The organism is Streptomyces cinnamoneus, assembly GCF_002939475.1.
GTDB classification, from domain to species: Bacteria; Actinomycetota; Actinomycetes; order Streptomycetales; family Streptomycetaceae; genus Streptomyces; species Streptomyces cinnamoneus_A.
This window is the reverse complement of record NZ_PKFQ01000001.1, coordinates 4,156,027-4,169,595: the sequence shown is the minus strand read 5'-3', so window position 1 is coordinate 4,169,595 and position 13,569 is coordinate 4,156,027. Positions and strand designations below refer to the sequence as shown.

At 72.2% G+C, this 13,569-nt stretch carries 10 protein-coding genes; 3 read left to right on the top strand and 7 right to left on the bottom strand.

Annotated features, from left to right (window positions below):
• Positions 1-284 precede the first annotated feature (284 nt).
• Positions 285-698, bottom strand: coding sequence for a coenzyme B12-dependent isobutyryl CoA mutase small subunit (gene icmB / locus CYQ11_RS18410; protein WP_099201863.1), 414 nt, complete (start codon positions 696-698; stop codon positions 285-287).
• 387 nt (positions 699-1,085) lie between these two features.
• On the opposite strand from icmB, the gene CYQ11_RS18405 reads away from it, so the two are divergent.
• Positions 1,086-2,036, top strand: coding sequence for an esterase/lipase family protein (locus CYQ11_RS18405; RefSeq protein ID WP_099201729.1), 951 nt, complete (start codon positions 1,086-1,088; stop codon positions 2,034-2,036).
• Positions 2,037-2,301: 265 nt separating this feature from the next.
• Entirely contained in the window at positions 2,302-3,969 is a 1,668-nt protein-coding gene (locus CYQ11_RS18400; RefSeq protein WP_099201730.1) for a M23 family metallopeptidase, read from the top strand.
• Between the two features lie 80 nt (positions 3,970-4,049).
• Here CYQ11_RS18400 and pcrA read toward each other — a convergent pair whose 3' ends face one another.
• Positions 4,050-6,524: a DNA helicase PcrA gene (gene pcrA / locus CYQ11_RS18395; RefSeq protein ID WP_099201731.1), complete on the bottom strand. Its 2,475-nt coding sequence runs from the start codon at positions 6,522-6,524 to the stop codon at positions 4,050-4,052.
• 95 nt (positions 6,525-6,619) lie between these two features.
• Entirely contained in the window at positions 6,620-6,973 is a 354-nt protein-coding gene (locus CYQ11_RS18390; protein ID WP_099201732.1) for a hypothetical protein, read from the bottom strand.
• A gap of 278 nt (positions 6,974-7,251) precedes the next feature.
• On the opposite strand from CYQ11_RS18390, the gene CYQ11_RS18385 reads away from it, so the two are divergent.
• Entirely contained in the window at positions 7,252-8,322 is a 1,071-nt protein-coding gene (locus CYQ11_RS18385; RefSeq protein WP_099201864.1) for a C40 family peptidase, read from the top strand.
• Between the two features lie 17 nt (positions 8,323-8,339).
• On the opposite strand, the gene CYQ11_RS18380 is transcribed toward CYQ11_RS18385, so the two are convergent.
• From CYQ11_RS18380 to CYQ11_RS18365, 4 genes are all read right to left on the bottom strand, one after another.
• Entirely contained in the window at positions 8,340-9,455 is a 1,116-nt protein-coding gene (locus tag CYQ11_RS18380) for an alpha/beta hydrolase (protein ID WP_099201733.1), read from the bottom strand.
• Between the two features lie 288 nt (positions 9,456-9,743).
• Positions 9,744-10,436 carry a LuxR C-terminal-related transcriptional regulator gene (locus CYQ11_RS18375; RefSeq protein WP_099201734.1) on the bottom strand — a complete coding sequence of 231 codons (693 nt, stop codon included), beginning with the start codon at positions 10,434-10,436 and terminating at the stop codon, positions 9,744-9,746.
• On the bottom strand, positions 10,433-11,701 hold the full coding sequence (locus CYQ11_RS18370) for an ATP-binding protein (protein WP_099201735.1): 1,269 nt from the start codon (positions 11,699-11,701) through the stop codon (positions 10,433-10,435). Before CYQ11_RS18370 ends, CYQ11_RS18375 begins: the two co-directional genes overlap by 4 nt.
• Before the next feature lie 70 nt (positions 11,702-11,771).
• Positions 11,772-13,355, bottom strand: coding sequence for a serine/threonine-protein kinase (locus tag CYQ11_RS18365; RefSeq protein WP_099201865.1), 1,584 nt, complete (start codon positions 13,353-13,355; stop codon positions 11,772-11,774).
• Between the last annotated feature and the right edge of the window lie 214 nt (positions 13,356-13,569).

The following is a 13,569-nucleotide window of genomic DNA, read 5'->3' as shown; positions in this document are numbered from 1 at the left end:
GGGAGCCACGCCTCCGAACGACGCCGGAAGCACGCCCCAACGACACCGGAGCCGCGGCCCCGACCGACGCCGGAGCCACACCCCACACCACACCGGAAGCGCGGCTCCGACCGACACGAGAGCCGCGCCCCGGAACGACACCGGGAAACGCCCCCCGACCGACACCGGGGCCACACACCCGCACGACACCGGAAACGCAGCTCCGGACGACATCGAAAGCGCGGCCCCGGACGACACCGAAACGCACCCCCGACCGACACCGGAGCCACGCCCCCGACGGGGTCTCAGGCTTCGGCCGGGTGGCGGACGTTGGCGTTGACCCACTCCACGATCGACGTCGTCGTCGCGCCCGGGGTGAAGATCGCCGCGACGCCCTGGGCCTTGAGCGGGGGGATGTCCTCCTCGGGGATGATCCCGCCGCCGAAGACCTTGATGTCCGCCGCGTCGCGCTCGCGCAGCAGCTCCATCACCTTGGCGAAGAGGGTGTTGTGCGCACCGGAGAGGATCGACAGGCCGATCGCGTCGGCGTCCTCCTGGATCGCGGTGTCGACGATCTGCTCGGGCGTCTGGTGGAGTCCGGTGTAGATGACCTCCATGCCGGCGTCCCGCAGCGCACGCGCGATGACCTTGGCCCCGCGATCGTGGCCGTCGAGCCCCGGCTTGGCCACCACCACACGGATCGGACCGGTCACTCCCATCACTGCCTCCATGTACGACTGCCGTCGACCGCCGCGAGGTTCCTCGCGCCCACAGCGCCGAGGACGTGAACGAACGTTATCTCCAGCATCCCGCAACCGGCCGTTTCGCGGTGGAGAGCGAGGGGGAAATCACACGTGGGACACCACGTTCGCTACGCATCGCTGCCGCACCCCGCGTCTCACGGGCCACCAGAGCCACCCGGATACGAGCCGCCGGGCCACGGAGCGGAAGTGAGGGGAGCCGCGACGAGGTCCGCCGGGCCACGGGGCCGTCATGCCGTACGCCGCACGGCGCCGCGTCCGCCCGCCAGGCCGCGCACAGCTGCCCGCGAGGGCACACGGGGCAGGGAGCCGCCTTCCGGGTGCCGTTCGGGAGGTCGGTCGGCCATGAGGGCCTTGCCCTTTCTTTTCAGCTTCCTTCGCCCTTGTGCTCTTGTGCGCCCGTCGGCCGCCCTCGTGCGGTCCACGGTGCTCGAGCTGGCGATCCTCACCGCGCACGTCCTGATCTATCCCACGGGGATCCTGCAGGAACGCCGCCCGCCCACCCCTCCCGTCCCGGACACGGCGGACATGACCGTGGACGTGGACACGCTGGACATGCTGGACGTGCCGTCCGCGCCGGCCCTGCGGTCCGACACGCCGGTGCGGTCCGATCCACCGATCCGGTCCGACACGCCCGGGCCCTCGGACGACATGCCGGGCGACCGGCCACCGGTCCTCCTCCTGCACGGCTTCATCGACAACCGTTCGGTTTTCATACTGCTGCGGCGCTCGCTGCGGCGGCACGGGTGGCGGCAGGTGTGGTCCCTCAACTACTCGCCCCTCACCTGCGACGTCCGCACGGCGGCCGCACTGCTGGCGCGCCACGTGGAGGAGGTCTGCGCCCGGACGGGACGGCAGCAGGTCGACATGGTCGGACACAGCCTGGGCGGCCTGATCGCGCGGTATTACATCCAGCGGATGGGTGGCGACGCCCGGGTGCGCACGCTGGTCACGCTCGGCACGCCCCACGGCGGCACCCGTGTGGCGCCGGCCATGTCCGCCCACCCGCTGGTGCGGCAGATGCGTCCCGATTCGGAAGTCATCGCCGAACTTGCCGCGCCCGCCCCGCATTGCGCGACGCATTTCATCGCTTTCTGGAGTGAGCTCGATCAGATCATGGTCCCCGTCGAGACCGCCGCTATCGACCATCCGGATCTCATTTCGCGCAACGTCCGGGTGAGCGGCGTCGGGCATCTCGCCCTGCCCGTGCACGGCGAGGTGGCGGCCGGCATCCGCGGGGCGCTGACCGCCGAGCAGCCGGCGGCGGGTGCGGCGGGAGCCGCTTCGGTCGCCTGACGTCGGGACTTGCCGTTCCGGCTGCCGGCACCGCTCCAGGGGGCCGGGGTCGGCGCGGATACCACTCCCCCGCGGCCCCGCGCATCCGATTTCCACTCGAACGAATATCGAACGCCGGGTCGACCCATCCGGGTTCAGTCCACCAAAAGGCGGCTAAATGCCCAGCGTCCGGCCGCCTGAAACGTGATGAAGATTGTCGTCGCCGCATACCGCCGGGTACAGTCGCCGCTAATTCTCCTGCTGCCAAGGCGAAATGGAAGTGGTGGTGAACGACCGTCACCCGTCGGCGGGCTCCGGCCCGACCGTTCCCGCTCCCGATGGTTCCTACGGGCACTATGGCCCGTACGGGCAGCAGAGCAGTCAGCAGACCTACGCCGGATACGACGGCCACGCCGGGTACGACACCGGCCAGTGGGCCGCTCCCGGCGCGTCGGACACGTCCGGCCAGTGGGACACCGCCGCCCAGTGGGGCGTCGCCGGGCACACCCAGACGTGGGATTTCAGCGGCCACGACCTCGGGGCCCACGACACCGGCCAGCACGACCTCGGCACCTACGGCGACCAGGCCCCCACCGGTCACGGTCACGACCACCACCACAGCGGCCAGTGGGACACCTCCGGTGCGCACAGCGGCCAGTGGGACACGGGCGCCTGGAGCGCGGCCGGCTCCGCGGCCGGTTCGTACGACACGTCCGGCCAGGGCTACCAGTCGGGCCCGTGGGACACCGGCGCCTACGACCAGGCACAGCACCAGGGCTGGAACTCCACCGGCCAGTACGCGGCCACGGCCTGGAACACCGTCGACCAGTCGGCGCAGCCGGGCGGCCCCTCGGGCCAGTCCGATCCGTCGGGCCAGTGGGACATCAGCACCCAGCAGACCCAGATGTGGGACACCAGCGCCTACGCGTCCATGGACGACCACCGCCCGCAGTCCGCCGCCGAGCCGCGGCACACGGCGACCGTCCCGCACACGCCCACGCTCATGGTCGACCTCTCGGAGGCCGGCCTCTCCGACGCCGGTCTCCCCGACGCCGAGCCGGCGCTCGCCGCTCAGGCCCCCGGCGCCCGGTCCGTCGCCGACGCCGAGACCCGCACCATGTCGGTCGTCGAGGCCGAGGAGGCGGAGCGCGACACCGCGCCCTCGCACCAGCGGGAGACCGCCCCGGCCCCCGGCCGCAGCGCCAGGCGCAAGAGCAACGCGCCCTCCCGCGCCGGCTACCGCCCCCGCCGCAAGGCGCTGCTCACCGTCGCCGTTCCCTCGGTCGCGGTCATGGGCGTCGCCGGCATCGCCGCCGCCTCCGTCGTGAGCGGCGGCGACAAGGAGGCCCCGAAGGCCACGGCCGCCGCCGCCCCGGACACCTCCGTCAAGCTCTCGGCGGCCAACAGCCAGCTGGACACCCAGCTCGCCGGCCTCAGCCGGGGCGCCGACGACTTCGCCACCCGCGCCAACCGCACCCAGGAGCGGATCGACCTCAAGGCCCGCCAGGACGAGGAGCGCAAGCGCAAGGCCGAGGAAGCCGCGCGCAAGGAGCGCGAGCGGCCGAAGTTCTCGCTGCCCGTCACCCAGCACGGGCTGAGCGCGATGTACGGGCAGGCGGGCGTCAACTGGATGTCGGTGCACACCGGCATCGACTTCCCCGTCAGCTACGGCACCCCCGTCATGGCCGCCACCGACGGCACGGTGCGCACCCAGTACAACGTCGCCTACGGCAACATGGCCATAGTGACGGCGCCGGACGGCACCGAGACCTGGTACTGCCACCTCAGCAGCACCAAGGTCAGGTCCGGGTCCGTCAAGGCCGGGGACGTCATCGCGTACTCCGGCAACTCCGGCAACTCCACCGGCCCGCACCTGCACTTCGAGGTACGGCCCGGCGGCTCGGCCGTCGACCCGCTGCCGTGGCTGCGCAGCCACGACCTCGACCCGACGTGATGAGGGCGGGTGGCCCCGCCCGAAGCCGGGGCCGCGTCCGCTTCAGCTGTCCGTAGCCGCGTCCGCGGCTCCCGCCCCGGCTAGAGCTTCTCCACCGGCGCGTACCGCAGCAGCAGTCGCTTGGGCTTCTCGTCCCCGAAGTCGATCGTGGCCTCGGCGTTGTCACCGCCGCCCTTGACGGCGACGACCGTGCCGAGCCCGAACGAGTCGTGCGTGACCCGGTCGCCGATGGCCAGCGCCACGACCGGCCGGTCCTTGGCCCGCCGCGTGGCGAAACCACTCGGCCCCGCCTTGCCGCCGCCGGACCCCCCGGAGCGTGAGGCGAACGACGAGGAGAACCCCGAGGTGATGCCCGAGCCGGCCCCCAGCGAGGAGGCCGAGGGCGTCGCCGGCCCGGTTCGGCGCCAGTCCAGGTACTGGTCGGGGATCTCCTCCAGGAACCGCGACGGCGGGTTGTAGGAGGGCTGCCCCCAGGCGCTGCGCATGCTCGCCCGGGTCAGATACAGCCGCTCGCGCGCACGCGTGATGCCCACGTAGGCGAGCCGGCGCTCCTCCTCCAGCTCCTTGGCCTGGCCGAGGGCCCGCATGTGCGGGAAGACGCCGTCCTCCATGCCGGTGAGGAAGACGACGGGGAACTCCAGGCCCTTGGCGGTGTGGAGGGTCATCAGCGTGATGACGCCGCCGCCCTCGGTGTCCTCGTCGGGGATCTGGTCGGAGTCGGCGACGAGGGCGACCTTCTCCAGGAAGTCGGCCAGCGTCCCGGGCTCCTCCTCCGTGCGCTCCTGCTCGAACTCGAGGGCGACGGCGGCGAGCTCCTGGAGGTTCTCGACGCGGGTCTCGTCCTGCGGGTCGGTGGACGCCTGGAGCTCCGCCAGGTAACCCGTGCGCTCCAGCACCGCCTCCAGCACGGTCGCCGGGCCGGCGCCCGACTCCACGATCGTGCGGAGCTCCTCCATCAGGGCGTTGAAGCGCTTGACGGCGTTCGCCGAGCGGGGCGCCATGCCGTACGCCTCGTCCACGCGGCGCAGCGCCTGCGCGAAGCTGACCTTCTCGCGCAGCGACAACGCGTCGATCATGGCCTCGGCGCGCTCGCCGATGCCGCGCTTGGGCACGTTGAGGATGCGGCGCAGGGGCACGGTGTCCTCGGGGTTGGCGAGCACGCGCAGGTAGGCGAGGACGTCCCGGACCTCCTTGCGCTCGTAGAAGCGGACGCCGCCGATGACCTTGTACGGCAGGCCCACGCGGATGAAGATCTCTTCGAAGACGCGGGACTGGGCGTTGGTCCGGTAGAAGACGGCGACGTCCCCGGCCTTGGCGTCGCCGGAGTCCGTGAGCCGGTCGATCTCGTCGGCGACGAACTGGGCCTCGTCGTGCTCGGTGTCGGCGACGTAGCCGGTGATGGAGGCGCCCGCGCCGGCCTCGGTCCACAGGTTCTTCGGGCGGCGGTTCTGATTGCGCTCGATCACCGCGTTGGCGGCGCTGAGGATGGTCTGCGTGGAGCGGTAGTTCTGCTCCAGCAGGATCGTGGTGGCGTCCGGGTAGTCCTCCTCGAACTGGAGGATGTTGCGGATGGTGGCACCGCGGAAGGCGTAGATCGACTGGTCGGCGTCGCCCACGACGCACAGCTCGGCGACGCCCTCCTCGCCGCAGTTCTCGGGGGTGCCGACCAGCTCGCGCACCAGGGTGTACTGGGCGTGGTTGGTGTCCTGGTACTCGTCGACCAGGACGTGCCGGAAGCGGCGGCGGTAGTGCTCGGCCACGTCCGGGAACGCCTGCAGCAGGTGGACGGTGGTCATGATGATGTCGTCGAAGTCCAGGGCGTTGGCCTCGCGCAGCCGTGCCTGGTACATGACGTACGCCTCGGCGAGCGTCTTCTCGAAGCCGTCGGCGGCCCGGTCGGCGAAGGTCTCCTCGTCGACGAGCTCGTTCTTGAGGTTGGAGATCTTCGCGCTGAACGACTTGGGCGGGAACTTCTTGGGATCGAGGTCCAGGTCCCGGCAGACGAGCGCCATGAGCCGCTTGGAGTCGGCGGCGTCGTAGATCGAGAAGGAGGACGTGAAGCCCAGCTTCTTGCTCTCCCGGCGCAGGATCCGCACGCACGCGCTGTGGAAGGTCATGACCCACATGGCGTGGGCGCGCGGGCCGACGAGCTGCTCGACGCGCTCCTTCATCTCGCCCGCGGCCTTGTTGGTGAACGTGATCGCGAGGATCTGGCCGGGGTGGACGTGGCGGGAGCCCAGCAGATGAGCGATGCGGTGCGTGAGGACGCGGGTCTTGCCGGAGCCGGCGCCGGCGACGATCAGCAGCGGCGAGCCGGTGTGCACGACGGCCGCACGCTGCTGGTCGTTCATGCCGTCCAGCAGCGCCGCGGGGTCCACGACGGGGCGGGCGGCCCCGTCGCGGTAGTACGCCTCGCGCGGGACGGGCGCGTCGAAGGCACCGCCGAAGAGGTCGTCCGGCAGGGACTCGGGGGCCGCGTCCTCCGGGGGCGGCGGCTGCTCCTCGTCGGAGGGGGCCAGGTCCGCCAGGAAGCTGTCGTCAAAGAGGCTGCTCATCGCCTTCCGAGTCTAGGCGGCCCCGCTGACAGCCGGTCCCGGATCCCGCCAACAGTGGCCACTCCCACAGCCGGCGACGGTCACGGGACCGGGGATCACACCCACAGGACGGCGATGAAGACGTTGGCCGCCGTGGCCGCTCCCACGACGCCGAAGGAGGCCGCGTCGACCTTCTCCTCGTCGCGCTTGACGTACACCAGGCCCAGGATCATGATCAGCAGGGCCAGCTTCACACCGATCTTGAAGGTGTTGACCGTGTGGTCCTCGGCCTGGTTGAGGCCGACCAGCGCGACGCCGGTCACCAGCATGGTCAGCGCGCCGTGCAGCATGGCCGGAACCATGCGGGCCTCGCCCTTGCCCATGGCCTTCATCTGGGTCATGAAGCCGCCGAGCAGCGCGGCGATGCCGATGATGTGCAGGCCGACGACGGCGTGAATGAGTACGTCCATGGGGGCGACCCTAGCCGGGGCCATAGCACCTGCTCACGGCCAGGTCCGGCAGGAACACCGCTTCGATCAGTCGCGGGCGGCTTCCTTCCGTACGGGCGGCGGCCGACCGGCCACGAGCGGTCACCAAACAGCGGATTCAGGGCAATAGCGGTCATGGCCGTTTCCACGTGACCTTCAGGTTTAGCGTCCTCCTCCAGACGGCGGTGGCCCGCCTCTCCCCCCTCGCACGGGCCACCGCCGGGCATCTCGTGCCGGACCGGAAGGAAGTGACGGCCGTCGTGGCGTCGCACCGAAAGCCCAAGCAGAACCCGTTCACCGGCAGCACGGCCGCCCGGACCGCGGTGACCCTCGCCCTCGCCGGAGCCGCCACGGCCACGGCCCTCGACGGCACGGGTCACGCCGCCCCGGCGCCCACCCCCACCCAGCTGAAGGCACAGGTCGCGCGGTACTACCAGGAGGCCGAGGTCGCCACCGACCGGTACAACGGCGTGAAGGAGCGCGCCGACCGCGCCCGGGCCGCGCTGGACCGGCTGACGGACGAGGCCGCCCGCAAGACCGAGCGCCTCAACGCCGCCCGCAACGCCCTCGGCTCGTACGCCACCGCCCAGTACCGCTCCGGCGGCGTCCCCGTCGGCGTCCGGCTGCTGCTGTCCGACTCGCCCGACCGCTTCCTGCGCGACGCCTCGCTGGCCGACCGCGCGGGCGACCGGCAGGCCATCGCCGTCGCCCGGGTGCGCGACGAACTGCGGGACGTACGGCGGGTGCGCACGACCGCCGACGCCCGCCTGGCCGAGCTCAAGGGCGAGCAGGCCGCGCTCGCCGCGCACAAGCACATCATCGAGACGCGGCTCGAGGAGGCCAGGCGCCTCCTGGAGAAGCTGCCCTCCGAGGAGCGGGCGGCCGTCGAGGGCGGCGACACGGGCGCCGCCCCCGTCGCGCACGTCGCGGACACGGCACACGCGGCGGTCGACTCCGTGCAGGCCGCGGTCCCGGCCCCCTCCTCACGCGCCGCCCAGGCGGTGGCCTACGCCTACTCGGCGATCGGCAAGCCCTACGTGTGGGGGGCGACCGGGCCGTCCGCCTTCGACTGCTCGGGGCTGACGCAGGCCGCCTGGCAGGCGGCGGGCGTGTCGCTGCCGCGCACGACCTACACCCAGATCAACGCCGGCCGACGGGTGGCCCGCTCCCAGCTCGCCCCCGGCGACCTGGTCTTCTTCTACTCCGGCATCAGCCATGTGGGGCTCTACGTCGGCCACGGCCAGATGATCCACGCCCCGCACCCGGGGGCGCCGGTGCGGGTCGCGCCGATCAGCGAGATGCCGTTCGCGGGGGCGTCCCGGCCCGTGTGAGCCGCGTCAGCGGGTGGTCAGTAGGAGACCTGCTTGGTCAGCCAGCGGAAGACGTCCGGCACCTGCCGCTTCCACACGGCCGTGCCATGGCCGCCCGCACCCGCCGGGATCATGGTGACCTGCACGGTCGTCGGCGCCTTGGCCGCCTGCTTGATGGCCAGTCCGCCCTGGTAGCCGTCGCCCTCGGCGCCGGAGATGAACAGCGCCACGTGCGGCGGGGTCTTGGCGCGCTGGAGCATCTTCCAGGGGTTGTTCTCGTCGCGCAGCTGCGGCGTCTTCGCCGTGAGGGAGGCGGGCTCGCCGGAGGGGTCGTTGTAGCCGGAGAGGCTCACGCCGGCGCGGTAGCGGTCGGGGTGGGCGACGGCCAGCTTGGTGGCGCAGTGGGCGCCGGCGGAGTAGCCGGCGACGGCCCAGCCGTCGGGCTTGTCGGACACGCGGAAGGTGTCGACGACCATCTTCCGGACGTCCACGCTCAGCCAGGTGTCCGCGTTGACCTTGCCCGGGATGTTGGCGCAGCCGGTGTCGACGTCGCCGAGGAGCGTGGTGCGCGGGGCCACGATGATGAAGGGCGCGACCTCGCCCTTCTCCATCATCGGCTTGAGCTGCGTGTTGACGTCGAGGGTGCCGAACCACGCCTTGGCCGAGCCGGGGAAGCCCGGCAGCACCTCGACGACGGGGAACTTCTTGTCCTTGTACGCCGGGTCGTCGTACTGCGGCGGCAGCCAGACGTAGACCTCGCCCTCGACGCCGGATATTCGGCCCTTCAGCTGGGTCTCCCGGACGCCGGGGCCCATGCGCTTGTCGGACGCAGGCTTGAACGGCTGGACGACCTTCGGTTCGTCCTTGACCGACTTGCCGCCGGTACCGTCGGGCCCGAGGTCGGCCGCCACCTTGACGTGGTCGCCGGTGCCCAGCAGGTCGGCCCAGTTGTCGAAGAGCCCGTTGCTGTTGTTGACGATCACGAAGACCAGGACGATCGCGGTGGCCTGCGCGAACAGCAGCATGAAGATCCGGGTGACGTGCCGGACGAGCTTGGGACCGCCGATCCTGCCCCACAGGGTGAGGGGGAGCACGAGGCCGAGCACGACCAGGGCGATCGCGGTCAGGAAGAACGGGGTTCCCGTCAGGCTCATCGGGCGGCGGCTCTCGTTTCGTGGGGCTGTGCTCTCGCCCGTGCTAGATGGCGGGGAGGGCGGTCAGGTTCCCCTCGCGAGGGCGGGCGGCGTGGCAGAGGGTCACCGAAACCGCAGGATTGCTACGATGCGTAGCGCGTCGACTCCGTCACGTACGCACCGGGAGGGGTTCCGTGCCTGCCACCGCATCGGGCCTGAAGTGGCCGACCGCCCACGGCGGCGCGCTGGACACACGCGGGCGCCGCCTTCCGCCACCAGCAGGTCTGGGCGTAGCCGCGCCCGGCCGGCTCAGACCAGGCGTCGCGCCGTCGCCCAGCGCGTCAGCTCGTGCCGGTTGGACAGCTGGAGCTTGCGCAGCACGGCCGAGACGTGCGACTCCACGGTCTTCACCGAGATGAAGAGCTGCTTGGCGATCTCCTTGTAGGCGTAGCCACGCGCGATGAGCCGCAGCACCTCGCGTTCGCGCTGCGTCAGCCGGTCCAGGTCCTCGTCGACCGGCGGCGCGTCCGTCGAGGCGAAGGCGTCGAGGACGAAGCCGGCCAGCCGGGGCGAGAAGACGGCGTCGCCGTCCTTGACCCGGAACACCGCGTCCACCAGGTCGTCGCCGGTGATGTTCTTGGTGACGTAGCCGCGGGCGCCGCCGCGGATGACGCCGATGACGTCCTCGGCGGCGTCGGAGACGGACAGGGCGAGGAAGCGCACGGGGGCGTTCTGATCGGTCATCATGGCGGCGCTGCGGCGCAGCACCTCGACCCCGCCGCCGCCGGGGAGGTGGACGTCCAGGAGGACGACCTCCGGGCGGGTCGCGGTGATCACTGTGAGGGCCTGGTCGACGTCGGCGGCCTCGCCGACGACCTCGACGCCCGTCCGGTCGGTGGCCCCGATCTCGGCCTGCACGCCCGTGCGGAACATGCGGTGGTCGTCCACCAGCACGACCCTGACGTGTCGTTCCGCCGCTTGTCCGGTGGTCTCGGTCGTCATGACGCCTTCTCCGCCCTCTCCATCTCCAGCTCCCATTCCGTCCCGCCGCCGGGGACGGACCGCACGCGGGCGGTGCCGCCGTTGCGCTGCATCCTGCCGATGATCGACTCCCGGACGCCCATCCGGTCGTCCGGCACCGCGTCGAGATCGAACCCGGGGCCCCGGTCGCGCACCGAGATGAAGACCGTACGCCCTTCGACCTCGGCGTACACCTGCACGGCGCCGCCCTGGCCACCGTACTTGGCCGCGTTGACCATGGCCTCGCGGGCGGCCTGGAGCTGGGCGCCCAGCCGGTCGTCCAGGGGGCAGTCGCCGACGACGACGACCTCGATGGGCACGCCGTGGTGGTCCTCGACCTCGGCGACGGCCGCCTTCACGGCCTCCGCCACGGTCTGGGGCTCCTCGGCCTCCTCCTTGCCGCGGCCCTCGGGGTTGTAGAGCCAGGCGCGCAGTTCACGTTCCTGGGCGCGGGCGAGCCGGGCGACCTCGCGGGCGTCGTCGGCGTTGCGCTGGATGAGGGTGAGGGTGTGCAGGACGGAGTCGTGGACGTGGGCGGCGACCTCGGCGCGCTCCTGGGCGCGGATGCGCATGGTCCGCTCGGCCGAGAGGTCCTGCGTCATCCGTACGACCGAGGGACCGGCCAGCAGCGCGATGCCGACGAGGACGGCCAGCGACGCCTGGAGCACGGTTCCGAGGTGTTCGGCCGAGCCCTGGAGCACGACGATGCCCGTGGCGCCGACGCCGACGAGCAGCACGCCGGCCGCGCCGCGCGCGAACGGCAGGACGCGCTTGCTGCGGCTGACCTCCATCCAGTGGGCGCGGCGGGCGTTGTCGGCCTGCCGCCAGACGAGGGCCACGCCGGCGCCGATGAGCACGAGCGGCCAGATGTAGGCGTTGGCGCGGCCGAGCTGGAGGCGTTCGAGGAAGACGGCGCCGCTGACGACGATGGCCAGGAGGGCGAAGACCTGGCCCCGGTCGGGCTTGCGGACGAGGCGCCGGCGCCCGTCCGGCAGGACCTCCGCCGCCGTGGGGCGCGGCACCTCGACGCCGCCGACGCCGAGCGGCACGACGAACCAGAACACCGCGTACAGCAACGCGCCCATGCCCTGCGCCATGAGCAGCGCGAGGAACGCCAGCCGCACCCAGGAGACGGGCACCCCCAGGTGACCGGCGAGCCCCCGGGCCACGCCTCCGAGCATCCGCCCGTCGGCGCTGCGGTAGAGCTTGCGCAGGGGTGGGCTGTCCGGGCGTGGAGCGGTGGTCATGTACAGATCGTCACATGACCGCGGGGGGTGGGGCATCAGGGTCGTCCCTGAAGGCTCCCCGATCCCCAGGTCAGCGGTCCTCGGGCATCCGGAAGCCGTCCCTGACGTCGTCGAAGACCTTCTTGTGCCGGTCCCATTCGGCCTTGGGGGCCGAGAGGTAGATCGCGTACTCCTTCTCGCCCGGCCGGCCGAACCCGAGGTCGGCGGCCCGGAAGTCGCGTGCCCGGCCCTTGAAGGTGAACTCCCAGATCGCGGCGGGGCGCCCCCGGTACGTCGTGCTCTGCATGCGCAGTTGTCTGTAGCCGGGCAGTTTGCCCTCGGCCTGGGACTTGGCCTCGTCGTCCTTCCAGTGCTGGAGGGGGTCGGTGCTCGCGAGGTCGAGGACGGAGACCCGCAGGCCCACCAGTCCGCTCGGGTCGACGTAGACGATCGAGTCGTTCTCCTCGATCTTCTCGCGCCGCCAGCCGTCCGGCACGGGGAAGGAGACGCCGACCTTCTTCTCCTCGACCAGGTGGTACCCCTTGGGGACGGGGGGCGGGGCCGGGGCGTCGCTGCTGCGGGAGGGGGCGGGGGTGGCGCTCGGCGGCGCGGCGTCCGCTTCCTCGTCTGCGCCGCCGTCCTTCGACAGGACGTAGGCGCCGGCGGCGAGCACCAACGCGACGACGGTCGCGGCGGTGGCGATCCAGCCGGCCCGGCGCCGCTTGGCCGGAGTCCGCGGCGTGGCGGCCGTCGCGGTGGCGGTCGGGGACGTGGTGGTGGGTGCGGCCGTGGTGGCGGCGGTGGGCACGGCGGCGGTGGTGCCGGTCGCCGTGCCGGCCCCTGCCCCGGCCGGGGGCCCGGGGGGCGGTCCGGCGGCCGTGACGCCGCCCCGGGAGGCCGCCGGCGGCCGCATGGAGGCCGTGGCGGGCTCGGCGGCGGGCTCCCGCAGGATCTGCTCCACCAGCTCCGCCGGGGGCCGCAGGGCCGGGTCCTTGGCCAGGAGGGTCTCGACGAGCTTCGTCAACGGGCCGGCGTTGCGCGGGGGGACAAGCGGGTCCATGGCGATGGAGTACGCGGTCTCGACGGCGGTGTCCTTGCGGAACGGCGGCCGGCCCTCCAACGCCTGGTAGAGCGTGGCGCCCAGCGCCCACAGGTCGGCGGCGGGGCCGGGCTTGGCGCCCTTGACCCGCTCGGGGGCGATGTAGTCGATCGAGCCGACCATCTCGCCGGTCTTGGTCAGGGTGGACGTGCCGGTGGAGTGGGCGATGCCGAAGTCGGTGAGGACGACCCGCCCGTCGTGGCCGAGCAGGACGTTGCCGGGCTTGACGTCGCGGTGCAGCACCCCGGCGGCGTGCGCGGCGCGCAGCGCCGCGACCATGCCGCGGCCGATGCGCGCGGCCTCGTCGGGGCTGACGGTGCCGCGCTTGAGCAGGTCGCCGAGCGTCGTCGACGGCACGTACTCCATCACGATGCACGGCAGGCCGCCGTCCTCGACCACATCGTGGACGACCACGACGTTGGCGTGGTTGATCCGGGCGGCGCTGCGGGCCTCGCGGCGCGTGCGTTCGTAGAGGGTGGCGAGCTCGTCCTCCTCCAGGCCCAGCGGGACGTGCAGCCGTTTCAGCGCGACCTGACGGGCCAGCAGCTCGTCCTCGGCACGCCAGACGGTGCCCATGCCGCCCCGGCCTATGCGCTCCACCAGGCGGTAGCGCCCGGAAACCAGCCTGCCCAGCTCGGCCCCCGGTCCCACGCCGAACGCCGCCCCGGGCCCTGTCTCAGACACCGCGCGCCCCTCCGGTTACCCATGTGTGTTCGATGCGCCACCCTAACCGGAGGTTCTCAGGGACGATCTCAGGGAACGTCCAGGGTCACCTCGGGTGCCTCCTGCC